The sequence below is a fragment of the Microbacterium awajiense genome, assembly GCF_039536545.1.
In the GTDB taxonomy this organism is placed as follows: domain Bacteria; phylum Actinomycetota; class Actinomycetes; order Actinomycetales; family Microbacteriaceae; genus Microbacterium; species Microbacterium awajiense.
The window spans coordinates 417,700-444,222 of sequence record NZ_BAAAYU010000001.1 but is presented as its reverse complement, the minus strand read 5'-3'; the positions used below and the strand labels follow the sequence as shown (position 1 = coordinate 444,222).

At 68.8% G+C, this 26,523-nt stretch carries 25 protein-coding genes; 18 read left to right on the top strand and 7 right to left on the bottom strand.

The annotated features are described in order from the left end of the window. Positions 1 to 4: 4 nt before the first annotated feature. Entirely contained in the window at positions 5 to 1,438 is a 1,434-nt protein-coding gene (locus ABD663_RS02190) for a hypothetical protein (RefSeq protein WP_344736215.1), read from the bottom strand. Positions 1,439 to 1,452: 14 nt separating this feature from the next. After that, positions 1,453 to 2,529, bottom strand: a complete 1,077-nt coding sequence (locus tag ABD663_RS02185) for an alpha/beta hydrolase (RefSeq protein ID WP_344736214.1) — start codon at positions 2,527 to 2,529, stop codon at positions 1,453 to 1,455. A gap of 274 nt (positions 2,530 to 2,803) precedes the next feature. Here ABD663_RS02185 and thrS point away from each other — a divergent pair, with 274 nt between their 5' ends. Further along, a complete protein-coding gene (gene thrS / locus ABD663_RS02180; RefSeq protein ID WP_344736910.1) occupies positions 2,804 to 4,741 on the top strand; it encodes a threonine--tRNA ligase in 1,938 nt (645 codons plus the stop codon). Beyond that, the gene (locus ABD663_RS02175) at positions 4,738 to 5,280 is read left to right on the top strand and encodes an HIT family protein (protein WP_344736213.1); all 543 of its coding nucleotides are present in this window, start codon (positions 4,738 to 4,740) and stop codon (positions 5,278 to 5,280) included. Before thrS ends, ABD663_RS02175 begins: the two co-directional genes overlap by 4 nt. Before the next feature lie 29 nt (positions 5,281 to 5,309). On the opposite strand, the gene pdxY is transcribed toward ABD663_RS02175, so the two are convergent. Together pdxY and ABD663_RS02165 are read right to left on the bottom strand one after the other, a co-directional pair. Further along, positions 5,310 to 6,161 (bottom strand): pyridoxal kinase PdxY, encoded by an 852-nt coding sequence (gene pdxY, locus ABD663_RS02170; protein WP_344736212.1) that lies wholly within the window; start codon positions 6,159 to 6,161, stop codon positions 5,310 to 5,312. 7 nt (positions 6,162 to 6,168) lie between these two features. Continuing rightward, positions 6,169 to 7,530, bottom strand: coding sequence for an aminotransferase class I/II-fold pyridoxal phosphate-dependent enzyme (locus tag ABD663_RS02165; protein ID WP_344736211.1), 1,362 nt, complete (start codon positions 7,528 to 7,530; stop codon positions 6,169 to 6,171). Between the two features lie 114 nt (positions 7,531 to 7,644). Here ABD663_RS02165 and pdxS point away from each other — a divergent pair, with 114 nt between their 5' ends. The 11 genes from pdxS (at position 7,645) to ABD663_RS02110 (ending at position 18,366) form a co-directional block, all read left to right on the top strand. Continuing rightward, a complete protein-coding gene (pdxS, locus tag ABD663_RS02160; protein ID WP_344736210.1) occupies positions 7,645 to 8,535 on the top strand; it encodes a pyridoxal 5'-phosphate synthase lyase subunit PdxS in 891 nt (296 codons plus the stop codon). Positions 8,536 to 8,539: 4 nt separating this feature from the next. Next, on the top strand, positions 8,540 to 9,133 hold the full coding sequence (gene pdxT, locus ABD663_RS02155; RefSeq protein ID WP_344736209.1) for a pyridoxal 5'-phosphate synthase glutaminase subunit PdxT: 594 nt from the start codon (positions 8,540 to 8,542) through the stop codon (positions 9,131 to 9,133). Positions 9,134 to 9,167: 34 nt separating this feature from the next. Further along, a complete protein-coding gene (locus ABD663_RS02150) occupies positions 9,168 to 9,689 on the top strand; it encodes a hypothetical protein (RefSeq protein WP_344736208.1) in 522 nt (173 codons plus the stop codon). A gap of 22 nt (positions 9,690 to 9,711) precedes the next feature. Beyond that, positions 9,712 to 10,473, top strand: coding sequence for a YebC/PmpR family DNA-binding transcriptional regulator (locus ABD663_RS02145; protein WP_344736207.1), 762 nt, complete (start codon positions 9,712 to 9,714; stop codon positions 10,471 to 10,473). Between the two features lie 56 nt (positions 10,474 to 10,529). After that, positions 10,530 to 11,102, top strand: a complete 573-nt coding sequence (gene ruvC / locus ABD663_RS02140) for a crossover junction endodeoxyribonuclease RuvC (protein ID WP_344736206.1) — start codon at positions 10,530 to 10,532, stop codon at positions 11,100 to 11,102. A gap of 46 nt (positions 11,103 to 11,148) precedes the next feature. Then, complete coding sequence (ruvA, locus tag ABD663_RS02135; RefSeq protein WP_344736205.1) at positions 11,149 to 11,772, top strand: Holliday junction branch migration protein RuvA; 624 nt, start codon at positions 11,149 to 11,151, stop codon at positions 11,770 to 11,772. Continuing rightward, complete coding sequence (gene ruvB / locus ABD663_RS02130) at positions 11,765 to 12,793, top strand: Holliday junction branch migration DNA helicase RuvB (protein WP_344736204.1); 1,029 nt, start codon at positions 11,765 to 11,767, stop codon at positions 12,791 to 12,793. The genes ruvA and ruvB overlap by 8 nt, the downstream gene beginning before the upstream one ends. Positions 12,794 to 12,876: 83 nt before the next feature. Beyond that, on the top strand, positions 12,877 to 13,302 hold the full coding sequence (locus ABD663_RS02125) for a preprotein translocase subunit YajC (protein WP_344736202.1): 426 nt from the start codon (positions 12,877 to 12,879) through the stop codon (positions 13,300 to 13,302). A 32-nt stretch (positions 13,303 to 13,334) separates the two neighbouring features. After that, complete coding sequence (gene secD / locus ABD663_RS02120; protein WP_344736200.1) at positions 13,335 to 15,068, top strand: protein translocase subunit SecD; 1,734 nt, start codon at positions 13,335 to 13,337, stop codon at positions 15,066 to 15,068. Further along, positions 15,068 to 16,057, top strand: coding sequence for a protein translocase subunit SecF (secF, locus tag ABD663_RS02115; protein ID WP_344736199.1), 990 nt, complete (start codon positions 15,068 to 15,070; stop codon positions 16,055 to 16,057). Before secD ends, secF begins: the two co-directional genes overlap by 1 nt. Before the next feature lie 59 nt (positions 16,058 to 16,116). Next, positions 16,117 to 18,366, top strand: coding sequence for a RelA/SpoT family protein (locus ABD663_RS02110; protein WP_344736198.1), 2,250 nt, complete (start codon positions 16,117 to 16,119; stop codon positions 18,364 to 18,366). Here the strand turns inward: ABD663_RS02110 and ABD663_RS02105 are convergent. The 3 genes from ABD663_RS02105 to ABD663_RS02095 all read right to left on the bottom strand — a co-directional run bounded on the left by ABD663_RS02105 (position 18,353) and on the right by ABD663_RS02095 (position 20,687). Then, complete coding sequence (locus tag ABD663_RS02105; protein ID WP_344736197.1) at positions 18,353 to 18,907, bottom strand: hypothetical protein; 555 nt, start codon at positions 18,905 to 18,907, stop codon at positions 18,353 to 18,355. The two genes, ABD663_RS02110 and ABD663_RS02105, sit on opposite strands and share 14 nt — an antisense overlap. Positions 18,908 to 18,995: 88 nt before the next feature. Then, positions 18,996 to 20,258, bottom strand: coding sequence for a DUF349 domain-containing protein (locus tag ABD663_RS02100; protein ID WP_344736196.1), 1,263 nt, complete (start codon positions 20,256 to 20,258; stop codon positions 18,996 to 18,998). A 117-nt stretch (positions 20,259 to 20,375) separates the two neighbouring features. Then, positions 20,376 to 20,687, bottom strand: coding sequence for a dioxygenase (locus ABD663_RS02095; protein WP_344736195.1), 312 nt, complete (start codon positions 20,685 to 20,687; stop codon positions 20,376 to 20,378). 151 nt (positions 20,688 to 20,838) lie between these two features. On the opposite strand from ABD663_RS02095, the gene ABD663_RS02090 reads away from it, so the two are divergent. From ABD663_RS02090 to ruvX, 5 genes are all read left to right on the top strand, one after another. Continuing rightward, positions 20,839 to 22,131: a replication-associated recombination protein A gene (locus tag ABD663_RS02090; RefSeq protein WP_344736909.1), complete on the top strand. Its 1,293-nt coding sequence runs from the start codon at positions 20,839 to 20,841 to the stop codon at positions 22,129 to 22,131. Positions 22,132 to 22,305: 174 nt separating this feature from the next. Then, on the top strand, positions 22,306 to 22,935 hold the full coding sequence (rpsD, locus tag ABD663_RS02085; RefSeq protein ID WP_344736194.1) for a 30S ribosomal protein S4: 630 nt from the start codon (positions 22,306 to 22,308) through the stop codon (positions 22,933 to 22,935). A 74-nt stretch (positions 22,936 to 23,009) separates the two neighbouring features. After that, on the top strand, positions 23,010 to 23,258 hold the full coding sequence (locus ABD663_RS02080; protein WP_344736193.1) for an ATPase: 249 nt from the start codon (positions 23,010 to 23,012) through the stop codon (positions 23,256 to 23,258). Between the two features lie 64 nt (positions 23,259 to 23,322). After that, positions 23,323 to 25,974 carry an alanine--tRNA ligase gene (gene alaS / locus ABD663_RS02075; RefSeq protein WP_344736192.1) on the top strand — a complete coding sequence of 884 codons (2,652 nt, stop codon included), beginning with the start codon at positions 23,323 to 23,325 and terminating at the stop codon, positions 25,972 to 25,974. Then, positions 25,971 to 26,438 carry a Holliday junction resolvase RuvX gene (gene ruvX / locus ABD663_RS02070; RefSeq protein WP_344736191.1) on the top strand — a complete coding sequence of 156 codons (468 nt, stop codon included), beginning with the start codon at positions 25,971 to 25,973 and terminating at the stop codon, positions 26,436 to 26,438. The genes alaS and ruvX overlap by 4 nt, the downstream gene beginning before the upstream one ends. The last annotated feature ends 85 nt before the right edge of the window (positions 26,439 to 26,523 follow it).

The following is a 26,523-nucleotide window of genomic DNA, read 5'->3' as shown; positions in this document are numbered from 1 at the left end:
GGCCTCACGGATGCCACAGCGCGTCGTGGCTCGACTGGCGCGTGTACTGCGAACCGTCGAAGAAGCGCTCGTAGTACTCGAGCTCGAGGTGCGAGAACTGCAACCACATGCCAGGGGTGTAGAACGCGTCGACGTGGGCGGGGAATCGTCCGTAGGTGTCCCAGATGTAGTTGCACGTCTCTTTGACGTACTCGATCTGCCTGGGGCCGAATCGGGTTCCCGCGTCGACGTAGGCCTTGGCGTCGGCGGGGTCCTTGTACGAACGCGCGAAGATCCCCTCGTTGCCGTACCCCGATCCGGTGGCCGAGTACTTGGCCTCGACCACGCGATCGACCGCCTCGTCCATCGACGAGACGTAGGGCGGCGTGAGGCTCTCGAGGATGCCGTCGATGCCGACCGGGTTCGCCTGCGAGGCCGGCACAGGTGGCCAGGCGCGGTGCTTCTTGGGCTCTTCGAGTCGGAAGCCGAGGCCGTGCCGGCCCTTCTCGGGAGCCTGCTGCCAGATGTAGGGCGGGAACACGGCACCGTGGATCCATCCGCCGAGCCCCATCGCCTGTCCGACGAGCATGAGGTTCTGGAAGTAGAAGAACGCCTCGTAGTCGGTGCGCAACGCGCCGCCGAAGCCGAGCGGAACACTGCTCTCGGTGCTCACGAAGCCGTTGCGCACCCACTTCAGTCCGCCGATCGGCTGATAGGGGACCTTGTCCGAGAATCCGAGGCCGCCCGCGATCTTCGCGAGCCATTCGAACGGCGACGCGGGGTGGAAGGACCGCCAGTCGTCCACGAAGATCGGGCGTTTGCCGTCGGGCTCGCACGCGAGGATCAACAGCGCGTTGATGTACTGCCACGTGCAGTCGACCACGGGGAAGAACAGGGTCGTCCCGGGCGCGTTCGAGGCCTGCGCATTCCACCCCAGGTAGTACGGCCACTCCCGAGGGAAATCCATGCGCTTGTCCGAGACCTGCACCAGGAACTCGTCGGCGGCCCCGAGCCAGTCGGCGTCGGACCAGTCCGACCACTTCGGCGGCAGATCCGATGCCATCTCGAGGGCACGCGCTCCGGTGGGGTGGCGCACCAGGAAGATCCCGTCGTCGTTGATCATGAAGAAGTACGTCGCCTGCGCGTTGTCGGCGCTGCTCGCCGTGCGCGCGAGGATGTTGAGGAAGGGTGTGCCCAATTCACTGCCACCGTCCGGCTTGGTCAGCGGGCCGTCGTGCGTCGTCGCACCCGTGATCCCGGCGATGGTGGTCACCAGTATCGCCTCCTCGAGCTTCGACAGCGGAGCGGGGTCGTTGGAGCTCGTGTGGCCCAACGGACCCGCGTCGACCGAGAACCCTCGCGGGATCCGTCGGGTGCGACGCTCGGTCAGCGCCGAGAACAGCGGGTAGGCGAACAGCTCCTCCAGTTCGGGGCGCGGGGTGGTCGCATCGCCGCTCATCGGTTCTCCCAGGGTCAGTTGTGCTTGTCGAGTTGTGCTGTCACCAGCGGGTACACATCGCGCGCGGCGTCCTTGCCGATGAAGCAGTCCATGTGCGAGTAGTCGGGGATGACGTGGCGCGTGTACAGCGCCGGGTCGCTGCTCTCGCGCAGCCACTCGTACGTGAGCCGACTGCCCTCAGGCAGGAAGAGCCGGTTGTGCTCCCCGTGGATGAAGGCGATCGGGGTCGTCATTCTTGAGGCGTCCGCCACGTAGGAGTGCTCGCCGTCGGCCGATACGGCGTGGTCCTCGCGCAGGATGCGGGTGATCTGGGTGAGTGTCGTGATGTTCGCCACGCCGAACGCCTCTTCGATGTGGTCGTGCGTCGCCTCGTTGAGCCGGTCATGGTCGTACACCTCGCCGTACATGAACATCACCCGTCGACAGAACGGGCGATCGCACGGTTCGTCGCCTGACGGATAGATCGCCAGAGCCTTGTCGTAGAGGCGTTCCCACCAGGAGGCGTCGTCGTCGATCTCGGTGGTGAGGGTGTCGATTCCGAGCGCATCCATCACGTTCGCCGCGTACACCCCGGCTCGCAGCTCGTTCAGTGCGCCCGCACGAGGGTGCAGCGTCAGCTGCGACGCCACCGCCGACCGCACGTGCGGCAGACCGAGACTCAGCGACATCAGCATCGTCAGCGATCCCACGCAGTGCGCCATGATCTGCACGTCGTCGGCGCCCGTCTCGGCACGCACCTTCTCGACCGTGGCGGGATAGTCGTAGCGGGCGATCTCGTCGAGCGTGAACTGAGTCGAGCCCGAGGCGAGCGCGGGGCTGGCGCGGTAGTCGAGCACCCAGACGTCGTAGCCGCTTTCGTACAGGTACTCGGGATAGTTCGTCTCAGTCGTGTCGATCGTGTAGGCCAGGGCCGAGGTGCCGAAGCCGGGGGAGAGGATGACAGGTCCTTTCCGGCCGCCCTGGAATCGCGTCAGGCGGAGTGTGACGCCGTCTTCGGTCGGGTACTCGTACACGGTCGGCTCGCCGCAGCGCAGCGGACGTCGGGCGCGATCAGCGCGCTCCGAGGTCTCGGCGGTGCCACTCTCGCTCATGTCGACCCCCACGGTCGTCCTGCGTGGTGCCCTGTCGCGGCGGCACGACGTGTGCGGGCGCGACGACGCTCAGCATATTGCGCGGGTGCACCTCTCGTCACGAGGTGGAGGAGGATCCGGTGCTCCGCGTGATACACGCGGAGCCGCCCGCGGCGACCGGTAGCCTGGATGCCGACCACCTGGAGAGTTCCCTTTGAGCGACGCTGAGCTTCCGTCGGACATCGTCTATCCCACCGACGGCTTCACCCTGTTCCCCGACCGATCCGTCATCGCGATGCGCGTCGACGGCGAGCTGAGAGACCTCGCGACCACGGTTCACGAGACGCACTCCGTCGAGCCGGTGACCGTGGACAGTGCCGACGGGCTCTCGATCCTGCGGCACTCGGCCGCGCACGTGCTCGCCCAGGCGGTGCAGCGCATCCGACCGCAGGCGAACCTCGGCATCGGCCCGCCCGTCGCCGACGGGTTCTACTACGACTTCGGGGTGATCGATCCCTTCACCCCCGAAGACCTCAAGGCGATCAAGAAGGAGATGGAGCGCATCATCCGCGAGGGTCAGCGCTTCACCCGCCGGGTCGTGAGCGCCGACGAGGCGCGCGCCGAACTCGTCGACGAGCCCTTCAAGCTCGAGCTGATCGGCCTGCAGGGCGGGCCGGGGTCGGGTGCGGATGCCGCCGAGGGCGCCGCCGCCGAGATCGGCGCGGGCGAACTCACGATCTACGACAACGTCGATCGCGACGGTGTCACGGTCTGGAAGGATCTGTGCCGCGGCCCGCACGTGCCCACCACCCGGCTGGTCGGCAACGGATGGGACCTCACGCGCGTCGCAGGCGCGTACTGGCGCGGCAGCGAACGCAACCCTCAGCTGCAGCGCATCTACGGCACCGCTTGGCCGACCAAGGATGAATTGCGGGCATATCAGCAGCGCATCGCCGAAGCCGCGCGCCGTGATCACCGCAAGCTCGGCGTCGAGCTCGACCTGTTCTCGTTCCCCGACGAGATCGGACCCGGGCTGTCGGTGTTCCATCCCAAGGGCGGCATCATCCGCTACGAGATCGAGCGCTACATGCGCGAGCGGCTGCTCGCGAACGGCTACGACGTGGTGAACAGTCCGCACATCACCAAGGGCGACCTGTTCATCACCAGCGGTCACCTGCAGTGGTACGCCGAGGGCATGTACCCGCCCATGCAGCTGGATGAGCTGGTGGATGCAGAGGGCAACGTCACCCGGCAGGGGCAGGAGTACTACCTCAAGCCGATGAACTGCCCGTTCCACAATCTGATCTTCCGGTCGCGCGGCCGCAGCTACCGCGAGCTGCCGCTGCGGCTGAGCGAGTTCGGGTCCGTCTATCGCTACGAGAAGAGCGGAACGCTGTCGGGGCTCACCCGCGTGCGCGGCATGACGCAGGACGACACCCACATCTACGTCACCGCCGACCAGGTCAAGGATGAGCTCACCCACAGCCTCGACTTCGTGCTGCAGACGCTGCGCGACTACGGATTGAACGACTTCTACCTCGAGCTGTCGACGAAGGAGGAGGGCAATCCCAAGTTCATCGGCGACGACGGCCTCTGGGCGGAGGCGACGCAGACGCTGCGCGAAGTCGCGGAGGCGTCCGGACTCGAACTCGTTCCGGACCCGGGTGGTGCCGCCTTCTACGGGCCGAAGATCTCGGTTCAGGCGCGCGACGCCATCGGCCGCACGTGGCAGATGTCGACGATCCAGCTCGACTTCAACCAGCCCGAGCGCTTCGAGCTCGAGTACACCGGTCCCGACGGCGAGAAGCATCGCCCGGTGATGATCCACCGAGCGCTGTTCGGTTCGATCGAACGGTTCTTCGCCATCCTGCTCGAGCACTACGCCGGGGCGTTCCCGGTGTGGCTGTCGCCGGTGCAGGTCGTGGGCATCCCGGTGGCCGAGGAGTACGCCGCCCATCTGTCGGGGATCATCTCCGAACTGCGCGCCGGTGGGGTCCGTGCCGAGGTCGATCATGCCGACGACCGCATGCAGAAGAAGATCCGCACCCACACCACCCACAAGGTGCCGATCATGCTCATCGCCGGTGAGCAGGACCGTGCGGCCGACGCGGTGTCCTTCCGTTTCCGTGACGGCACTCAGCTCAACGGTGTGCCGCGCGACGAAGCGGTCGCGCTGATCCGCCGCGCGATCGACGAGCGACGCCTCGTCGACACCGCCGAGGATCTGGCGTGACCGGCGCCGCGGAGCTCGAGGACGGCGCGGCGTTCGCCGGGGTGCCCGACAGGTTCCAGCGGCTGTGGACTCCTCATCGCATGGCGTACATCCAGGCCGGGCCCGAGCCGCTGCGCGAGGTGTGCCCGTTCTGCGAGGCCCCTCGCAAGAGCGATCAGGACGGTCTGATCGTCGCGCGCGGCGACTCGGCGTACGTGCTGCTCAATCTCTTCCCGTACAACTCGGGCCACCTGCTCGTGTGTCCGTACCGTCACGTGTCGCTGTACGACGAGGCGACGGACGCCGAGACCGCCGAGATCGCCGCGCTCACCCAGCAGGCCATGCGGGTGCTGCGCAGCGTGTCGAAGTGCGATGGATTCAACATCGGGATGAACCAGGGCCGTGTCGCGGGCGCCGGCGTCGACGGCCACCTGCATCAGCACGTGGTTCCGCGCTGGGCGACCGACGCGAACTTCTTTCCGATCATCGCGAGGACCAAGGCGCTTCCGCAGTTGCTCGGCGAGGTGCGCGACGCCATCGCCGAGGCGTGGCCCTCCTAGCAGACGGGCACGCGTGCGGTGCCGAGGCGTCAGCGCACCTGTTCGACCTCGAACTGCATGCGCGGGTGCGCGTACGCCTCCTGCGCCTCGATGAGCTGGAGTTCCCGCTCGCCCGAGCGGTGGGTGAGCGAGAGCAGATCGAAGACGCTCGAGGTCGCTCGGGCGAGCGCGTCGGCCGCGTCACCGCTGCGGGCGAGGTGCGCGGTGAACAGCGCGGCGGTGACGTCGCCCGAGCCGTTCGCCTTCATCGGGATCCGCGGCGTCTGCACGATCCACGCACCGTCGTCCGTGACGGCGAGCATCTCGATGGTGCCGTCGGGCGCGTCCGGCCTCTCGACGCTGGTGACCAGCACGGTTGCGGGGCCGCTCGCACGCGCAAGGTCGGCTGCTGCGAGGGTCGAGGCCAGGTCCGCCGGCTCGGTGCCGGTGAGGAAGCCGAGCTCGAACTGGTTCGGGGTGATGATGTCGGCCGCCGGCACGACGCGATCGCGCAGCAGGACGGGAATCGCGGGGGCCACGAAGCATCCGCTCTTCGCATTGCCCATCACGGGATCGCACGCGTAGACGGCGGCAGGGTTCGCGGCCTTCACCCGGGCGACCGCGTCGAGGATCACATCGGCGATTCCCTCGCCTCCCTGATATCCGCTGAGTACGACATCGATCTGGGGGAGGACGCCGCGCTCCTCGATGCCGAGGATCACCTCATGGACGTCGTCGGGGGCGATGAGTGGTCCGCGCCATGCCCCGTACCCCGTGTGGTTCGAGAAGTTCACCGTGTACACGGGGAGGACCTCGACGCCGATGCGCTGCAGCGGGAAGACGGCCGCGGAGTTGCCGACGTGGCCGTGAGCGACGGCGGACTGGATGGAAAGGATCTTCACCGCTCGATCATCCCATCCGTGGTGCGGCGAGCACGTTCGCGCTGCCCAGGGTCGCTCCCACCGCCCTGACGGCCGCGGCGAGGTCGCCGGCGAGGTGCTCCGCCTCCTCGTCGTCGAGGTCGTGCACGGTGAGTCGCACATGCGTGGATGCCGTGTCGCCGGTCGGCTGGAAGTCGTCGCCACCGCGTGCCAGCCAGCCGCGCCGCATCAGCTGCTCGGCCACGGCGCGCGCAGGGACCGGGAGCCCCACCCACACGTTCAACCCGTCACCGACCTGCACCGGGATGCCGTGCGCGGCGAGTCGTCGGGCGAACGCGGCGTTGCGCTCGGCGTAGTGCGCGCCGGCGTCCTGGATGGACGCGATCACGCCGGGATCGGTCATCAGCGCGCACGTGAGCCGCTGGAGGAGGTGGCTCACCCACGTCGTGCCGGGGGTGAGACGCATCGCGAGCCGGTCGGCCGTCTCGCCGTCGGACGCGACGACGGCCAGGCACATGTCGGGGCCGAGGAACTTCGACACCGATCGGATCCGGGCCCACCGCTCGTGCTGCGGTCCGATGAGGGAGTGGTAGGGGTGACGGCTGAGCGCCGAGAAGTGGTCGTCTTCGATCACCAGGACGTACGGGTGGTCGCTCAGCACCGCTCGAAGGTCTGCCGCTCGCCGGGCGCTCAGGCTCGCGCCCGTGGGGTTCTGTGCGCGTGGTGTGCACACCACGGCCCGCACCCCCTCGGCGAGAGCGGCCTTCAATCCCGCGACGGTCATGCCCTCGGCGTCGACGGCGACGGGGACCGGGCGGTATCCGCCGAGTCGAACGGTGTGGATGCTCGCCAGGAAGCACGGGTCCTCGAGCGCCACTGCGTCGTCACGGGTGAGGGACTGGGCGAGGAGGCGCTCGACGGCATCGGCGGCCCCACTGGTGACGGTCAGCTGCAGCCGATCCGGTGCGGCGCCGCCGTCCGACATCCACGCTCGCGCCCATCGCTCGAGACCGGGGTCGATGACCGGCTCGCCGTACAGCACCGGTCGCCCGACGATCCCGGCGAGAAGCGGGGACGGATCGGGGATGAGGTCGGGATCGGGGTTTCCCGTGCCGATGTCGCGCAACACGCTGTCCACGGCGTAGCCCTCCTGCGCGACCGGTGCACGGTCGGCGACCCGCGTTCCCCCGCGCCCTCGGCTGACCAGCACGCCCGCCTGGGCGAGCTGACGATAGGCGGCGACGACCGTGTTGCGGTTCACCCCCAGCGACTCGGCGAGGGTGCGCACCGGTGGCAGCAACTCGCCCGGCGCGAGCGTTCCCCGCTCGACGAGGGCGCGCAGGCTCTCGGCGATCTCGGTCGCGGACCGACCGCTGATGTCGAGGTCCATGTCACCGTCCTTCACCTATCCGGGCAGCTCGTGCGACCATGCTATCTTTTGGCCTAGGCCAATCGATTGATTGTTCGATCCAGCACGCGCGCAGCGCAACGGAAGGGATTCATCGTGACCACAGCCGAGACGGGTTCGAGCCGTGTCAAGCGCGGCCTCGCCGAAATGCTCAAGGGCGGCGTCATCATGGACGTCGTCACCGCCGAGCAGGCCAGGATCGCCGAAGACGCCGGGGCCGTCGCCGTCATGGCTCTCGAGCGGGTCCCCGCCGACATCCGCAGCCAGGGCGGCGTCGCACGCATGAGCGACCCGGATCTCATCGACGACATCATCGCGTCGGTCTCGATCCCCGTGATGGCCAAGGCCCGGATCGGTCACTTCGTCGAAGCCCAGGTGCTGCAGGAGCTGGGCGTCGATTACATCGACGAGTCGGAGGTCCTCTCGCCCGCCGACTACGTCAACCACATCGACAAGTTCGGCTTCACGGTGCCGTTCGTGTGCGGCGCCACCAACCTCGGCGAGGCACTGCGACGCATCAACGAGGGCGCCGCCATGATCCGCAGCAAGGGCGAGGCCGGAACCGGAGACGTCTCTGAGGCCACGAAGCACATCCGCAAGATCTCGGGAGAGATCAACCACCTGCGCTCGATGACCAAGGACGAACTGTACGTCGCCGCAAAGGAACTGCAGGCGCCCTACGAGCTCGTGGCAGAGGTCGCCGAGACCGGCACGCTGCCTGTCGTGCTCTTCGTCGCAGGCGGCGTGGCCACTCCTGCGGACGCCGCGATGATGATGCAGCTCGGCGCGGACGGCGTGTTCGTCGGCTCGGGGATCTTCAAGTCGGGCAACCCCGCACAGCGCGCCGCGGCGATCGTCAAGGCCACCACGTTCTACGACGACGCCAAGGTCATCGCCGACGTGTCGCGCGGTCTCGGTGAGGCGATGGTCGGCATCAACGTGGCCGACCTGGCCGCTCCGCACCGCCTGGCCGAGCGCGGCTGGTAGTCGGGTGGCGGCGCGTCCCCGCGTCGGCGTCCTGTCCCTGCAGGGCGATGTCCGCGAGCACGCGCGTGTGCTGGCGGATCTGGGTGCCGACGTCGAGCTGGTCCGGCGGCCGTTCGAACTCGCGGCCGTCGAAGGGCTTGTGATCCCCGGCGGCGAGTCGAGCGTCATGGACAAGCTGTCGCGTGCGTTCGGGATGCAGCAGCCCGTGCGGGAGGCCATCGCGGCCGGCATGCCGGTGTACGGCACCTGCGCGGGCCTCATCATGCTCGCCGATCGGATCACCGACGGCATCGAGGGGCAGGACACGTTCGGGGGACTGGATGTCACGGTGCGGCGGAACGCCTTCGGCAGCCAGGTCGACTCGTTCGAGACCGACCTCGACGTGCCGGTGCTCGGCGAGCCGCCCGTGCACGCCGTGTTCATCCGCGCGCCTTCGGTCGAGCAGACCGGCGAGGGCGTCGAGACCCTCGCCGCCCTCGACGACGGACGCGTGGTGGCCGTGAGATCGGGTGCGCTCCTCGGCACGTCCTTCCACCCCGAGGTCACCGGCGAACATCGCTTCCACCGGCTGTTCCTCGACACGGTCCGTTCAGCCTGACGCCCCGCCGTCCGCACGGACTACATTCGAACGCATGGCGATCAACGACTGGTGGACGGATCGCCCCGAGGAGCGCTACTGGCTGATCGCTCCATCCGGTGGCGTCGTGGGCGACGCTCTGTCGGCGCCGAAGTCCGCGGATGACCGGCGGTTCGAGTGGTCGCACGAGCTGGTGAGCGCGACTGCGCCCGGCGACACGCTGTTCGTGTGGGACCGCACGCTCTCGGTGCAGGGTATCGCGGCATGGGGACGCGTCCTCGGTCCGCTCGGCGAGGAGACACGTGACCGGCGGGGCGAGTCGATGACGCACTGGCGCATGCCGGTGTCGGACACCCTGCGGCTCGCGACACCGATCTCGCTGTCGGCGCTGCGCCGCATCGGCGGCGAGATCGTCGCCATCCGCGACGAGGTCGAATCGTGGACCGACGGTCCCGTGTACTTCCCGTTCATCGGAGCGGCCGACACCCTCGTACCCGCGCCGGCGTACCTCTCCAAGGTGCCGCGCGACCTCGTCGCCCTGCTCTCGTCGCGTTTCGGCTTCGAATTCGCGCTCTGAGAGCGCCGGTAGACTCGACCGCATGTCCGGCCACTCCAAGTGGGCGACGACCAAGCACAAGAAGGCCGTCATCGACGCGCGCCGTGCGAAGTCGTTCGCCAAGCTCATCAAGAACATCGAGGTCGCCGCCAAACTCGGCGGTGCCGACCTCGCAGGCAACCCGACCCTGTACGACGCGGTTCAGAAGGCCAAGAAGACCTCGGTTCCCAACGACAACATCGATCGCGCGATCAAGCGCGGCGCCGGGATCTCGGGCGACGCCGTCGAGTACCAGACGATCGTCTACGAGGGCTATGGCCCCAATGGCGTCGCGCTGATGATCGAGTGCCTCACCGACAACCGCAATCGCGCTGCCGCCGAGGTGCGCACCGCCCTCACGCGCAATGGAGGCACCCTCGCCGACCCGGGCAGCGTCGCCTACAACTTCACCCGCAAGGGCGTCATCGTGGTCTCCGGAGAGGAGACGACCGAAGACGATGTGATGCTCGCGGTGCTCGACGCCGGCGCCGAAGAGGTCGAGCCGCACGCGCAGGGGTTCGAGGTCGTCACCGAGGCGACCGACATGGTCGCCGTCCGCACCGCGCTGCAGGATGCGGGGATCGACTACGAGTCGGCGGATGTGGAATTCGTCCCGAACCTCAAAGTCGAGATCGACGCCGACACCGCCCGCAGGATCTTCCGCCTCATCGACGCGCTCGAGGACTCCGACGACGTGCAGAACGTCTTCTCGAACTTCGATCTCTCCGCCGAGGTGCAGGCGGAGCTCGAGGGCGACGAGGAGTAGCCGGCATCCGGGCGCGCCTGGTCGTCTCGACCGCACCCGTCGCCTAGCGTGACGGGGTGACGAGTGCGCGGCGCGGAACGGTGCGAGTGCTGGGAATCGACCCCGGCCTCACCCGGTGCGGCATCGGCGTCGTCGATGTGGCGTCCGATCGATCCGCGACGCTGGTCCACGTCGGTGTCGTGCGCTCCGACCCCACGGCGGCCATCGAGACCCGCCTGGCCACGATCGCGTCGGGGATCCGCGCCGTCATCGACGCGCACGCTCCCGCCGTCGTCGCCGTCGAGCGCGTCTTCGCACAGCACAACCGCCAGACCGTGATGGGAACCGCCCAGGCCAGCGGCATCGCGCTGCTGGTCGCGGGGGAGCGCGGCCTGCCTGCGGCGACCCACACGCCGACCGAGGTCAAGGCCGCCATCACCGGGTACGGCGCCGCCGACAAGCGTCAGGTCCAAGCGATGGTCGCGCGCATCCTTCGACTGGATGAGCCACCCAAGCCGGCGGATGCCGCCGATGCCCTCGCGCTCGCACTGTGCCACGCCTGGCGCCGCGGGCCCACGGTCGGGACGGCCGCCGTGGCCACGCCGGCGCAGCGCGCGTGGGCCGAGGCCGAGCGACTCGCCCGTCGTTGAGCGTGTCGCTCGAACAAAACTGCGAACCGCTCCGTAGGCTCGGTCCATGATCTCCTCGGTGCGCGGCACAGTGCTCCACATCGACGGCGACGCCGTCGTCGTCGATGTCGGTGGCGTCGGGCTCTCCGTCGCCGTCCCCGTGGCGGTCACGAGGTCGACGCATGTGGGCGATACCGCGATGCTGCACACCACCCTGATCGTGCGCGAGGACGCGCTGTCGCTGTTCGGCTTCGCGTCACGCGAGGAGCTGTCCGTCTTCACGCATCTTCTCGGCGTGACCGGTGTCGGGCCGAAGTCGGCGCTCGGAGTGCTGTCGACCCTCAGCGTCGATCAGATCGCCGCGGCAGTGGCCGACGGCGACGACGCCCCGTTCCGCCGCGTCTCGGGGATCGGGCCCAAGACCGCGAAGCTCATCGTCGTGCAGCTCACGGGGAAGCTCGCCGCACCCGCGGCCACTGCCGCGGCGATATCGAACGGCGGCGGGAGCGCGGTGCGCGACCAGGTCGCGGTCGCGCTCGTCGGGCTGGGATGGTCGGAACGCACCGCCGCAGAAGCGGTCGCATCGGTTGCCGAGGATGCCTCCGACGCAGATCGCGCGTCGGTGCAGGCGCTGCTGCGGCTCACGCTCTCGGTGCTGGGCCCCGCGAGGAAGGAGCCGGCCGGTGGATGAGCATCGCGACGCCGGCGAGCCGATCGATGAGACCGAGCTCGCGATCGAGGGCGCCCTGCGCCCGACATCCCTCGCGGAGTTCGTGGGTCAGCAGAAGGTGCGCGGCCAGCTTCAGCTGCTGCTCGACGCCGCACGCATCCAGCAGCGTCCGGCCGATCACATCCTGCTGTCGGGACCACCCGGGCTCGGCAAGACCACGCTGGCCATGATCGTCGCCCACGAGAGCGATCGGCCGCTGCGGCTGTCGAGCGGACCCGCGATCCAGCACGCGGGCGATCTGGCCGCCCTGCTGTCGAGCCTCACGCCGGGCGAAGTGCTGTTCATCGATGAAGTGCACCGCATGGCACGTTCGGCGGAGGAGATGCTCTACCTCGCGATGGAGGACTTCCGCATCGACATCATGGTGGGCAAAGGCGCGGGCGCCACGAGCATCCCGTTGGACCTGGCACCCTTCACGTTGGTCGGAGCGACGACACGATCGGGTCTGCTCCCGAATCCGCTGCGCGATCGATTCGGCTTCACCGCCCACCTCGAGTTCTACGACGCCGCCGAACTCGAGCAGGTGATCGCGCGGTCAGCCGCGCGACTGGGTGTCGAAATGCCCGCGCGGGCGCGCGCCGAGATCGCGCGTCGATCCCGTGGCACGCCGCGCATCGCGAACCGCCTGCTGCGCCGCGTGCGTGACTACCTGGTCGTCCACGGCGACGGCACGGCGGCCGACATCGCGACGGTCGATCGGGCGCTCGACCTCTACGACGTCGACGCGATAGGTCTCGATCGACTCGACCGCGCCGTCCTCGACGCACTCGTTCGCCGCTTCCGCGGCGGACCGGTCGGTCTGGGCACGTTGTCGGTCGCCGTCGGCGAAGAGGCCGAGACCATCGAGTCCGTCGTGGAGCCCTACCTGGTGCGCATCGGATTCATGGGCCGCACTCCTCGCGGCCGGGTGGCCACCCCCGAGGCCTACGCCCACCTGGGCGTGGCGCACCCCGACGGGGCCTTCACATTCGATGACCTATAATCACTGAAGGCTTTCCGCCCCTCGTCTTTCCCCTCACCGGCAGTGCCGCCTGGCGCGCCTGACCCGAAAGGTCCAACGCCTCCATGGAATTCGCCGTCTTCTTCCAGCAGTACGGACTCATCCTTCTGCTCGGCGCCCTGCTCGTCTTCATGTTCTGGAGCTCGCGTCGCCGTATGCAGCGGCAGAAGCTCGAGCAGGAGCAGAAGGCGCGCCAGACCGTGCCCGGTGCACGCGTCATGCTGCAGGGAGGCCTGTACGGCACCATCATCGCGTTCGACCCCGACAACCTCGACCAGCCCGCGACCGTCGAGATCGCGCCGGGTGTCGAGATCGAGGTGCACAGCCAGGCGATCCTGCGCGTCGTGACCCCCACGGACGATGAGCCGATCTCGGACGCGCCGGCGATCGAATCGATCGACGAGACCGACGCCGTCGAGCCGGGTGAGCCCACGGCCGATGCGGAGCCGGGCACCGACCCGGACTCCGACACCGGCTCGAAGTCGGCCTGACACCCTCTCGCCCCCCACTCGAAGGCTGAATCGTGGCCACACCCACCCCCGTTCGTCATGCCTGGCGCGCGCTCACCGGACTGCTGGTGACCACGGCCGTCCTGTTCGGCATCAATGCCCTCGGCGTCTACGTGTTCAACGCCAGCAGCTGGGCGCCCGAACTCGCGCTCGACCTGCAGGGTGGAACGCAGATCATCCTCGAAGCGCAGACCGAAGACGGTGCCGCACCGTCAGCGGAGCAGATGAACCAAGCCGTGACGATCATCCGCCAGCGCGTCGACGCCTCGGGCGTCGGTGAAGCGGATGTCACGACCGAGGGCGGTCGCAACATCGTCGTGCAGATCCCCGGAACGGCCGACGAGCAGACCCGCGAGCGGATCGAGGCGTCCGCGCAGCTGCAGCTGCGCGCGGTCCTGTTCACCGGGGCCCCGGCGAACACCTTCGTCGGCGAGGACGGCGAGGAAACGCCCTACCCCACACCCGACCCGACTCTGGAGTCGACTCCGACGATCGCACCGACCAACGGCAGCGACCAGAACTGGATCACCGAAGCACTGTGGGCCGAATACCTCGCCTACGACTGCAGCGATCCCGACAACGACCCCGCCGCCGCCCCGGTCGACGAGCCGCTGATCACGTGCGACCCCGACACGACGGTCAAGTACATCCTCGGCCCCGTCGAGCTGGATGGCTCGTCGATCAGCGACGCCACGTTCGGCATGGAGCAGACCACGGGTCGCTGGGCGGTGAACCTCACGTTCGACGAGCAGGGCACACAGGTGTTCGGCGAGATCAGTCAGCGCCTCTACGGTGCCGAGCCGCCGCTCGACCAGTTCGCGTTCGTCCTGGACGGCTACGTGCTTTCTGCTCCCTCGATGAACGGCGTGATCCTCGATGGCAAACCGAGCATCACCGGCAGCTTCACGCAGGAGACCGCGCAGGTCCTCGCAGACCAGCTCAAGTACGGCGCGCTGCCGCTCAGCTTCGAGGTCGTCAGCTCGGACACGATCTCGGCCACCCTCGGCTCGCAGCAGCTGCAGATCGGCCTCATCGCGGGCCTCATCGGTCTCGCGCTCGTCGCCATCTACTCGCTGATCGTCTACCGGGCACTGGGCTTCATCATCATCGCCTCGCTCGCGGTGATGGCGGTGCTCACCTACGTCACCATCTGCATCCTGGCGTGGCGGATCGGCTTCCGCCTGTCGCTCGCGGGCGTGGCCGGACTCATCGTCGCGATCGGGTTCACCGCCGACTCGTTCATCGTCTACTTCGAACGCATCCGAGACGAGCTGCGCGACGGCAAGTCGATCACGGGCGCCGTCGAGGATGGGTGGAACCGCGCGAAGCGCACCATCTACATCTCGAAGTCGATCAACGTGCTCGCCGCCGTGGTGCTCTACATCCTCGCGGACGCCACGGTGAAGGGGTTCGCCTTCACGCTGGGTCTGACCACGGCCATCGACGTCCTGATCTTCATCCTGTTCACGCACCCGGTCATGCAGCTGCTTGCGCGGACGAAGTTCTTCGGCTCCGGGCATCCGCTGTCGGGGATGGACCCGGCGGCTCTGGGGGCCGTCTACCGCGGCCGCGCGCAGTTCCGTGCACCGGTGCCCACGACCACCGGCGGCGCCGGACGCCGCAGCGCCAAGTCGCGCGGCGAGGCGGCGCGCCGCCAGACGATCGCCGAGCGCAAGCAGGCGGAGTTGGCAGCAGCAGGGGCCGATGACGGCCGAAAGCCCACCACGGCGAAGGAGGGAGACGACTGATGCGCTCCATGAGCCAGCTCGGCAACGACCTCTACACCGGCAAGACCTCCTTCCCCTTCGTGGGGCGGCGCAAGCTGTGGTTCATCATCGCGGCGATCCTCGTGATCGGCTCCGCGCTGGTGCCGCTCGTACGCCCGATCCAGTTCTCGATCGAGTTCACCGGCGGCTCGCAGTTCACCGTCTCCGGCGTCACCAGCCCCGACCAGTCCCTGGCGACCGAGGCCGTGCAGTCGGTCGTTCCCGGCGCGACGACGAAGGTCACCACGATCGGCGACACCGCGGTGCGCGTGCAGACGGATCAGCTGACGGACGCCGAGACCCGTGATGTCTCGCAGGAACTCGCCGATGTCTACGATGTGCCGATCGCAGAGGTGACGTCCTCGTTCATCGGGCCCAGTTGGGGTCAGGACGTGACCCGGCAGTCGCTGTGGGGCCTGGCGATCTTCCTCGCCCTCACCTTCCTGATCCTCGCCATCTACTTCCGCACGTGGAAGATGTCGACGGCCGCGATCCTGGGCCTCGTGGACGTGCTGGTCATCACGATCGGCGTGTACGCGCTGTTCGGCTTCGAGATCTCGCCCGCCGCCGTCATCGGATTCCTGACGATTCTGTCCTACGCGCTCTATGACACGACTGTCGTGTTCGACAAGATCAGGGAGAACACGAGCGAGGACGGAGAAGTGTCGGGTCGAACGTTCGGCGAGTCCGTCAACCTCGCGGTGAACCAGACCCTGATCCGCTCGATCAACACCACGGTCGTCGCCGCGCTGCCGACGGCGGCGATCCTGTTCATCGGCGCGCTCTGGCTCGGCGCTCAGACGCTGACCGACATCTCGCTGTCGATCTTCGTCGGCACGATCGTCGCCGCGTACTCGACGCTGTTCGTCGCCGCGCCGCTGTATGCCCTGTTCCGTGAGAACGAGCCGGGAATCAAGACACGCGACGAGCGCGTGCTCGCTGCGCGCGAACTCGCCGGCACCCCTGCGTGAGATCCCGCTCCCGCGCCCGGGCGTAGGATGACAAGGGCCGCGGGAGGGGAGGCGACCGGATGACCGAGACCGCCCCCGGCGCGCCTTCATCGTCGCTTCGGCGGCTCGTCCCGAGGATCTTCTCGCGGTCTGCCCGCCGCGACGACGTCGAGCAGCTTCTGCGCACCGTCCGCACGCACCACCCGAAGGGCGATCTCGCGATCATCGAGCGCGCGTACGGCGTGGCCGACCGCGCGCATGCCGGGCAGACCAGACGCAGCGGCGAGCCCTACATCACGCATCCGCTCGCCGTCGCGCAGATCCTCGCCGATCTGGGCCTGGGCCCGCGGGCGATCGCCGCGGCGCTGCTGCACGACACCGTCGAGGACACCGGGTACCCGCTCGACGATCTGGCCGCCGAATTCGGCGATGAGGTCGCGATGCTCGTCGACGGCGTCACCAAGCTCGACAAGGTCAAGTACGGCGAGAGCGCCCAGGCCGAGACCGTTCGCAAGATGATCGTGGCGATGTCGCGCGACATCCGGGTCCTTCTCATCAAGCTCGCCGATCGCCTCCACAACGCCCGCACGTGGGGCTTCGTACCGCCCGAGAAGGCGTCCAAGAAGGCGACCGAGACGCTCGAGATCTACGCTCCGCTGGCACATCGGCTCGGCATCCAGGCGATCAAGTCGGAACTCGAGGATCTCTCGTTCGCCGTTCTGCATCCGAAGCTCTACGCCGAGATCGAGAGCTTGGTCAAACAGCGCACCCCGCAACGCGAGCAGTACGTGCAGTCGGTCATCGAGGCGATCGAGTCGGATCTGCGCGAGCTGCGCATTCGCGGCAGGGTCATGGGTCGCCCCAAGCAGCTGTACTCGGTGTACCAGAAGATGGTCGTGCGCGGTCGCGAGTTCGACGACATCTACGATCTGATCGGCATCCGCATCCTCGTCGGAAGCGTCCGTGACTGCTACGCCGTGCTCGGCTCGATCCACGCGCGCTGGACGCCCCTGTCGGGTCGGTTCAAGGACTACATCGCAACGCCGAAGTTCAACCTCTACCAGTCGCTGCACACCACGGTGATCGGTCCGGGAGGACGGACGGTCGAGATCCAGATCCGCACGAACGAGATGCACCAGCAGGCCGAGTACGGAGTCGCGGCGCACTGGAAGTACAAGGAGCAGATGGCGGGGGGAAAGCCCGACGCCAAAGCCATCGACGCCGACATGGCATGGCTCGCGCACATCTCGGATTGGCAGGCCGAAACAGCCGACCCCGGCGAGTTCCTCGACTCGCTGCGCTTCGAGATCGGTGCGAAGGAGGTCTACGTCTTCACGCCGAAGGGGCGCGTGATCGGTCTCCCGGCCGGGGCCACTCCCGTCGATTTCGCGTATGCCGTCCACACCGAGGTCGGGCACCGCACCATGGGTGCGAAGGTCAACGGACGTCTGGTTCCGCTCGAGACCGAGCTCAAGAGCGGTGACGTCGTCGAGGTGTTCACGTCGAAGAACCCGGACGCCGGGCCCAGTCAGGACTGGCTCGGGTTCGTCAAGAGCACGCGCGCCAGAAGCAAGATCCGCGGCTGGTTCACGAAGGAGCGTCGCGAAGAGGCCATCGAGCAGGGCAAGGACGCCATCGCACGTGCGATGCGGCGTCAGAACCTGCCGTTGCAGCGTCTGATGAGCCAGGACTCCTTCGAGGAGGTGGCCCAGCAGCTGCGATACGAGGATGTGTCCGCCCTGTACGCGGCCGTCGGCGAGGGGCATGTGTCCACGCAGTCGGTCATCGAGAAGGTCACAGCCCTCGTCGCGGCGGAGGACACCACCACGGGGCCGATCGATCTTCCGCCGGTCGGCCGGAGCCGCGTCACGCGCGACGGCGACTCGGGCGTGCTCGTCCGCGGCGCGCCCGACATCCTCGTCAAGCTCGCGAAGTGCTGCACACCCGTGCCGGGCGACCCGATCGTCGGATTCGTCACGCGGGGAAGTGGTGTGTCCGTGCACCGCGCCGACTGCACCAACGTGAAGTCCCTGATGTCCGACCCGGAACGTCTCATCGACGTCGAATGGGCCCCCAACACCAAGAGCATCTTCATGGTGCAGATCCAGGTCGAGGCACTCGACCGATCAGGGCTGCTCAGCGACGTGACGCGCGTGCTCAGCGAGCACCACGTCAACATCCTCTCGGCGTCGGTGTCCACATCGAATGATCGCCTGGCCATCAGCCGGTTCGTCTTCGAGATGGGCGACATCGTGCACCTCGACCGTGTCCTCAACGCGGTGCGTCGCATCGACGCGGTCTACGACGTGTACCGGGTCACCTCGTCCTGACCTCGTCCGCGGCGAGCGCCGACAGCGCCGCCATCGCAGGGCGGCACCGGGGGAGCGGGCGGTGGTCGTCCAGCCACCGGACCGCTTCGCGGGCCAGCCCGGGTCGGTCAGCGGCGAGCGACAGCATCGCCTCACGGTGGGAGGCGTCGTCGACGCGCGCGAGATCGGCGAGCGTGCGCACGCCTGCCGTCACGAGCACCCCGCCGAGCAGCAGCAGGTCCTCGCCCGCGATGGCGACGTCTCGGTATACGAGGCGCCTGCCCATCACGTGGTGCAGACGTCGTTCGACCGCGCGCTGGACGGTGTGTCGCGTGGGCGGCTGCGGTATCGCCCCGTGGATCCACGCCGCGCTCAGATGCGTGGCCGCGAGAGTGGTGCCCAGGATGCCGCGCAGCGAACCCGCGCGCAGGGACGGAGTCTCGACCGCGTCGGCCGGGATGTACGCATCGCCGAGTTCGACCACGTCTCCGTCGAGCCTGGCCGCGCTCAGCTCAGCGAGCGACAGACGATCTTCGGCGTAGTAGAGGAACGGCGAGCCCATTCCCGAATGGTGCCGCATCGTCGCTGCCGACGGCGCCGTACAGCGGCGGTTGTGGACAACCTCTGAGGAGGAGCGGATAGGGGAGGAGTCAGCCGCCGAGCGCGGTGAGCCACGCCTTGCGTGCCTCGAGCGCCTCTTGCGCCGCGGCGATCGCCTTCTTGTCGCCGGTCTTCTCCGCGGCCGCGACTTCGTCCTCGAGCTTGGCGATCGCATCGTTGAGCTGACGGGTCATGTCGTCGGCGCGGGCCCGCGTGCGTGGGTCGTTGCGCTTCCAGTCCGCATCCTCGCGCGAGCGCAGTGCCTGCTCGATCTTCCGGAGATCATCGTCCAGTGCCCGCTCGGTGTCGCGCGGGAAGACCCGGCCGATCTCGTCCCATGCGCGCTGGATGCGGGTGAGGGCCGATCGCGCGGCCGTGATCGACGGCTCGTCGGCGATCGTCCTGGCTTGGACGAGCAGTTCCCGCTTCGCCTCGATCTTCTCCCGTGATGCCTCGACCTCGGCGGCCTCGCGCTCGCCGCGGGCGGCGTAGAGCGCATCGCCGGCGGCCTTGAAGCGCGCCCAGAGCGCGTCGTCGGCCTTTTTACCCGCCCGGCCCGCCTGCTTCCACTGGTCCAGCAGCTCTCGATAGGCGCCGATGCCGTCCTCGCCCTTGGGCGCGAGCGCCTCGGCCTTCTCGACGAGTTTGGCTTTGCGGTCACGCACGGTCTTGTGGGCTTCGTCGAGTTCGGCGTAGAACGCACGACGGTGGCGGTCGACGGTCGCCCGCGCGTCTCGGAACCTCTTCCACAGCTCCTGCGACGCCGCCTTGGGCAGCCGCGGCCCGTTCTGCTGGTGCGACTGCCATTGGGCGAAGAGATCGTTCAGCTCGGCCGAAGCCTGCTTCCACTGCACCGACTTGGGATCCTTCGCCGCCAGCGCCTCCGCCTTCTCGACGATGGCGGTGCGCTCACGCACGGCGTCCTCGACCGCCTGCTTGTTGGCGGCGGCTTCCTCGGCCGACGCCTCGGCGAGTTCGGCGCCGAGCGCCGCCACGCGTGATTGCAGATCGGCGAGGTCTCCGACCGCGGCGGCGTCCGCGAGCTTCTCGCTCACCGCGCGCGCCGCCTTCCGCAGGTCGGACGCAGATGCCCCGCCTCGCCGATGGCGCACCTCGAGCAGGCCCACCTCGGCAGCGAGATCGGCGTACTTGCGCTCGAAGTAGGCGAGCGCCTCTTCGGGGGTGCCGTCGGGGAACTGACCGACGACGCGCCAGCCGTCGGCTTCGCGCACCGAGACGGTGCCGTCGTCGTCGACGCGGCCCCAGGGCTCGTCGGCGGTCGGGGACGTGGCGGACTCTGCTGCAGCAGTCACGAGATGCACCTCATCGCGGCGCGCGCCGCACTGTGGGGGATGGACGATGACAGCCTAGTACGCACCGCTCGTGCGACCGGGGCGCGCGAAACCGCAGCCGTGCGTAGGGGGAGAGCCTCAGGAGGTCGGCGTCGGCGTGGGCGAACCCGTGTCCGTCGGCGTCGGCTCGGGAGTCGGGGTCGTCGTTTCGACGGGCGTGGGCGTCGACGTCGACGTCGGTGCCGGCGACGGCGCACCCGGGCCCATGGTGAAGTACACGTACTGCGAGCCGAACAGCGCGACGATCAGCGCGCCGCCGGCGATGCCGGCGATCCAGTTGTCGCGGACACGGCGCCGCTGCTGGGACTCGTGGAATTCGCGCCGCGCCTCGTAGACGCGCGCTCGCTCCCGCGCCTCGCGCGCGGTGCGATCTTTCCCGCCGGTGGCCACGGCACCTCCCTCTCCCGGTCGCCGCCGGGCCGCGTTGATCCTATGCACTGCGGGCGGGCGGCTCCAAACGCGCAGAGTCCCCGCCCGCGGCTAGCCTTGCTTCGTGACCTCTGCCGCGCTGTTCCAGGGCCAGACTCCGCTGCCCGTCCGCATGCGCCCGACGTCGCTCGACGAGGTCGCGGGTCAGTCGCATCTGCTCGCGCCCGGTTCGCCCCTGGTCGCCCTCGCCGATCCGGATGCCTCCCGCACCGCCGCATCCGTCATTCTGTGGGGTCCGCCCGGGACGGGCAAGACGACGCTCGCGCAGGCCATCGCCCGCTCGTCGGGGCGGCGTTTCGTCGAGCTGTCGGCGGTCACCGCGGGAGTACGAGACGTCCGGGAAGTGATGCAGGAGGCGTTGACGCAGCGCGACCTGTACGGGCAGTCCACGATCCTGTTCCTCGACGAGATCCATCGATTCTCCAAGGCGCAGCAGGACGCCCTGCTGCCGGGCGTCGAGAACGGCTGGGTCGTGCTGATCGCCGCCACCACCGAGAACCCTTCGTTCTCGGTGATCTCACCCCTGCTGTCGCGGTCACTGCTGCTGACGCTGCAGCCGCTCACCGATGATGACCTCGGGATGCTCCTCGATCGCGCAGTCGTCGACGCGCGGGGACTCGACGACGCCGTCGCGCTGGACGACGGCGCCCGCGATGCGCTCGTCCGGCTCGCGTCGGGCGACGCGCGGCGCGCGCTGACCGCGCTCGAGGTCGCTGCAGGTCTGGCCGTGACCGCCTCCGGCGCGGATGCGTCCGACACGGATGCCGCGCCGGTCGTCACAGCCGATCACGTCGCCCACGCCGTCGACCGCGCGCTCCTGCGCTACGACCGACAGGGCGACGAGCATTACGACGTGATCAGCGCGTTCATCAAGTCGATTCGCGGCTCCGACGTCGACGCGGCGATGCACTACCTGGCGCGCATGGTCGAGGCGGGGGAGGACCCGCGCTTCATCGCCCGGCGTCTGATCATTTCGGCATCCGAGGATATCGGCCTGGCCGACCCCCAGGCGCTCACCATCGCGGTCGCCGCAGCAGATGCGGTGCAGTTCATCGGGATGCCGGAGGGTCGCATCCCGCTCGCGGAGGCGACCGCGTACCTGGCGACGACCGCGAAGTCCAACGCGGCCTATGTCGCGATCGACCGGGCGATCGCCGACGTCCGCGCCGGCGGGTTCGGCCGGGTGCCCGCGCACCTGCGGGACGCGCACTATCCGGGCGCGAAGCGCCTGGGGCACGGCAAGGGGTACGTGTATCCGCACGACCTCGACGTCGGCGTGGCGACGCAGCAGTACCTTCCGGACGAGCTCGACGGCAAGCGGTACTACCAGCCGACGTCGCGCGGCGTCGAGCGCGACATCGCGGCGCGCGTCGACAAGATCCGCCGCATCCTCGGCGGCGACTGAGCGCCACGGGCCGGTCTGGTAGACTGGATCGGCTCGAAACCGAGTTTTCGGGCATCCCCTCACTTCCTGACCACCTCCCGGCGTGCCCCGGCGTGCAGTCCGGACAGGGCGAGGCGAGGGAGATACGTCCGTGAGCCGCGAGATGCGCGGCCACGTCATCGGAAGGATCACTTCGTGACCACGAAGGCCCAGGACCGCCGCAAGGTCCGTCTGTCCCGCGCGCTCGGCGTCGCTCTGACCCCGAAGGCCGCGCGCTACCTCGAGAAGCGTCCGTACGCTCCCGGTGAGCACGGCCGCACCAAGCGCAAGGCCGACAGCGACTACGCCGTCCGCCTCCGCGAGAAGCAGCGTCTGCGCGAGCAGTACGGCATCCGCGAGAAGCAGATGCGCAACACGTTCAACGAGGCCCGCCGCAAGGACGGCCTGACGGGTGAGAACCTCGTCGAGCTGCTCGAGATGCGCCTCGACGCCCTCGTACTGCGGTCGGGCTTCGCCCGCACCACCGCGCAGGCGCGTCAGATGGTCGTGCACCGCCACATCCTCGTCGACGGCCAGCTCGTCGACCGCCCGTCGTTCCGCGTGAAGCCGGGTCAGCTCATCCACGTCAAGCAGCGCAGCGAAGGCACCGAGCCCTTCCAGGTCGCCGCCGCCGGCGGTCACGCCGACGTGCTGCCGCCCGTCCCGGGCTACCTCGAGGTCGACCTCTCGACGCTGCAGTCGCGCCTCGTGCGTCGCCCCAAGCGCGCTGAGGTCCCCGTGGTCTGCGACGTCCAGCTCGTCGTCGAGTACTACGCGGCGCGCTGACGTCGCGTTCTTCATCGCCGAAGGGCGCCGGGTTCACCCCGGCGCCCTTCGGCGTTTCCGCCTACGATGGGCACATGAAGAACGTGCTGTGGTTCGTCGTGGGCATCGGCGCCGGATTCGTCGCGGCCCACTACGTGAACAAAGACCCTCGCGGACGAGAAGTGCTCGCCGAGGTGGATGCCCGGATCTCGGCCTTCACCGACCGCATCGGCGACTCCTACCGCGAGCAGGAGGCGCGCTTCTCCGACATCGTCGATGAGGTGAAGGAGGCCGCGGCCGATGCGGCTGCCGCCGCCGAGAAGGCTGCGAAGTCCACAGACTGACCCCGACCCTGCGACGGGCCCGTTCCGGGCCCTCGCCCGCCTGCCCGACGAGGAATCCACACGAATGAAGACCGCCGAGATCGCACGCCGGTACCTGGACTACTTCGAGAAGAACGACCACGTGATCGTGCCCTCGGCGTCGCTGGTCAGCGATGACCCCTCGATCCTGTTCACGATCGCCGGCATGGTGCCGTTCATCCCCTATCTGACCGGTGTCGTGCCTGCACCGTACGCCCGCGCCGCCGATGTGCAGAAGTGCATCCGCACGAACGACATCGAGGAGGTCGGCCACACCGCTCGGCACGGCACGTTCTTCCAGATGCTGGGCAACTGGTCGTTCGGCGACTACTTCAAAGAGGGTGCGATCACCTACGCGTGGGACCTCCTCACGGGCGCCGAGGCCGACGGCGGACTGGGTTTCGCCGAGCGCGACCTGTGGGTCACCGTGTACGAAGACGATGACGAGGCAGCACGGCTCTGGAAGCGCATCGCCGGCCTGCCCGACGAGCGGATCCAGCGACTGGGGCGCGAGGACAACTATTGGTCGACGGGCCAGCCCGGCCCTGCAGGACCCTGCTCCGAGATCTACTTCGACCGCGGCCCGTCGTACGGACGCGACGGCGGACCGGCGGTCGACGACAACCGCTTCACCGAGATCTGGAACCTCGTGTTCATGCAGTACGCGATCACGAACGTCCGCTCGAAGATCGACTTCGACATCGTCGGAGAGCTGCCCGCGAAGAACATCGACACCGGCATGGGCCTCGAGCGCGTCGCGTTCATCAAGCAGGGCGTCGACAACATGTACGAGACCGACCAGGTGCGGCCCGTGCTCGATCGCGCCGTCGCATTGTCAGGCCGCCGCTACGGGGCCGAGCACGAAGACGACGTGCGTTTCCGCGTCATCGCCGACCACGTCCGATCCTCGCTCATGCTGCTCTCGGACGGCGTCACGCCCTCGAACGAAGGCCGCGGATACATCCTCCGTCGCCTGATGCGCCGCTCGGTCCGTGCCATGCGCCTGCTCGGCGTCGACGGCCCGACGTTCCCCGAGCTGTTCACGGCGTCGCGCGACGCGATGGCTGCCGCCTATCCCGTCGTCGTCGACGACTGGGCGCGAATCAGCCAGTACGCGTTCGCCGAGGAGGAGACCTTCCTGCGCACCCTCGCATCGGGGTCGACGATCCTGGACTTGGCCGTCGCCGACACCAAGAAGTCGGGGGGAACGACGATCGCCGGTTCCGAGGCGTTCCTGCTGCACGACACCTACGGCTTCCCGATCGATCTGACCCTCGAGATCGCCGAGGAGGCCGGCCTGAACGTCGATCGCGCCGCGTTCGACACGCTCATGAAGGAGCAGCGCGACCGCGCGAAGGCCGATGCGAAGTCGCGCAAGCGCGCCATCGCCGACCACAGCGTGTACCGGGAGCTGCGCGCGAAGGGCGAGACCGCATTCACCGGGTTCACCGACCTCGAGACCGAATCGACCGTGCTGGGGATCCTCGTCGACGGGCATCCCGTGGACCGCGCGACGCAGGGCACGATCGCCGAGGTCATCCTCGCCGAGACCGCGCTGTATGCCGAGTCCGGCGGTCAGGTCGCCGACAAGGGCATCATCACCGGCCCGGGCTACACGCTCGATGTGCTCGACGTGCAGAGACCGGTTCCGGGTCTGATCAGCCACACCATCGAAGTGACCGACGGTGAAGTGGGTGTCGGCCAGCCCGCGACCACGGTCGTCGACGCGGTCAACCGCCGTGCCGCGCGTCAGGCTCACTCGGCGACGCACCTCGTGCACGCCGCGCTGCGCGACACACTCGGCACATCGGCGACCCAGGCCGGCTCGCTCAACCGCGCCGGCTACCTGCGCTTCGACTTCTCGTGGACTCAGGCGCTCTCGGACGCCACACGCACCGAGATCGAGGAGATCGCGAACAACGCCGTACGCGACAACCTCGAGGTGACCACTCGCGTGCTGCCGCTCGACGAGGCCAAGGACCTCGGAGCGATGGCGCTGTTCGGCGAGAAGTACGCAGACACCGTGCGGATGGTCGACATCGGCGGCCCGTGGTCGCGCGAGTTGTGCGGCGGCACCCATGTGTCGACGAGCGCCGAGGTCGGCCTGGTCAATCTCGTCTCGGAGTCGTCCGTGGGCGCCGGCAACCGTCGCGTCGAGGCTCTCGTCGGTCTGGACGCCTTCCGCTCGATGGCCGCCGAGCGCGCCATCGTGTCGCAGCTGTCGACGACGCTGAAGACGCCGCGCGAGCAGCTGCCTGCGCGGATCGCCGAACTGACCGCGAGCCTGAAGGCGGCCGAGAAGAAGATCGCCGCCCTCGAGTCGGCGTCGCTCACCGAGCGCGTGCCGTCCCTCGCCGCGGAAGCGGCGATCGTGGGTCCGTACCGCGTCGTCGTCGCAGCGCTCGGGTCGGCGGCGGCCGACGACGTCCGTTCCCTCGCCCTGCAGGTGCGCGAGCGCGTAGGGCCCGACGCGGTGGTCGCGCTCGGCGCCGAATCGGGGGGCCGTGCGACGGTGATCGTGGCCACGGGGCAGAGCGCGCGGGATGCGGGCGCGAAAGCGGGTCCTCTCGCCAAGACGGCCGCAGGCATCCTCGGCGGGGGCGGCGGCGGCCGCGACGACGTCGCCCAGGGCGGCGGCACGGACGCGTCCGCGCTGCCGGCCGCTCTGCAAGCGGTGAAGGACGCACTCGCCTCGTGACGGGCTTCCGCCGCGGTACGCGCCTGGGTGTCGACGTCGGGCGCGCCCGCGTCGGTGTCGCCCGGTGCGACCCGCACGGACTGCTCGCGACACCCGTCGAAACGGTGCCGCGCGGCGAGGCGTCGATTCCTCGCATCGTCGCGATCGCGCGCGAACTCGACGCCTTCGAGGTGCTGGTCGGTCTGCCGATCAATCTCAAGGGAGAGGACACGCCGTCCACGACCGACGCGCGCGATTTCGCCCAGGCCCTCGCGGTGGCCTCGGGGCTGCCGGTGCGGCTCGTCGACGAGCGGCTGAGCACGGTGACCGCCCACGCCGCACTGCGGGACTCGGGCCGATCCCAGCGAGAGTCTCGTAGCATTGTTGACCAGGTCGCCGCCACCCTGCTGCTTCAGCAGGCACTCGATGTCGAGAAGAGCACAGGGCGGCCGCCCGGAACGCCCGTCCCCCTGGAGCCCAGCTGACATGCCCGAACCCACGTCCGATGATCCGTTGGCGGATCTGTTCGGCAAGCTCCCCGATCCCGACAGACGCGGACAGTCGTCCCCG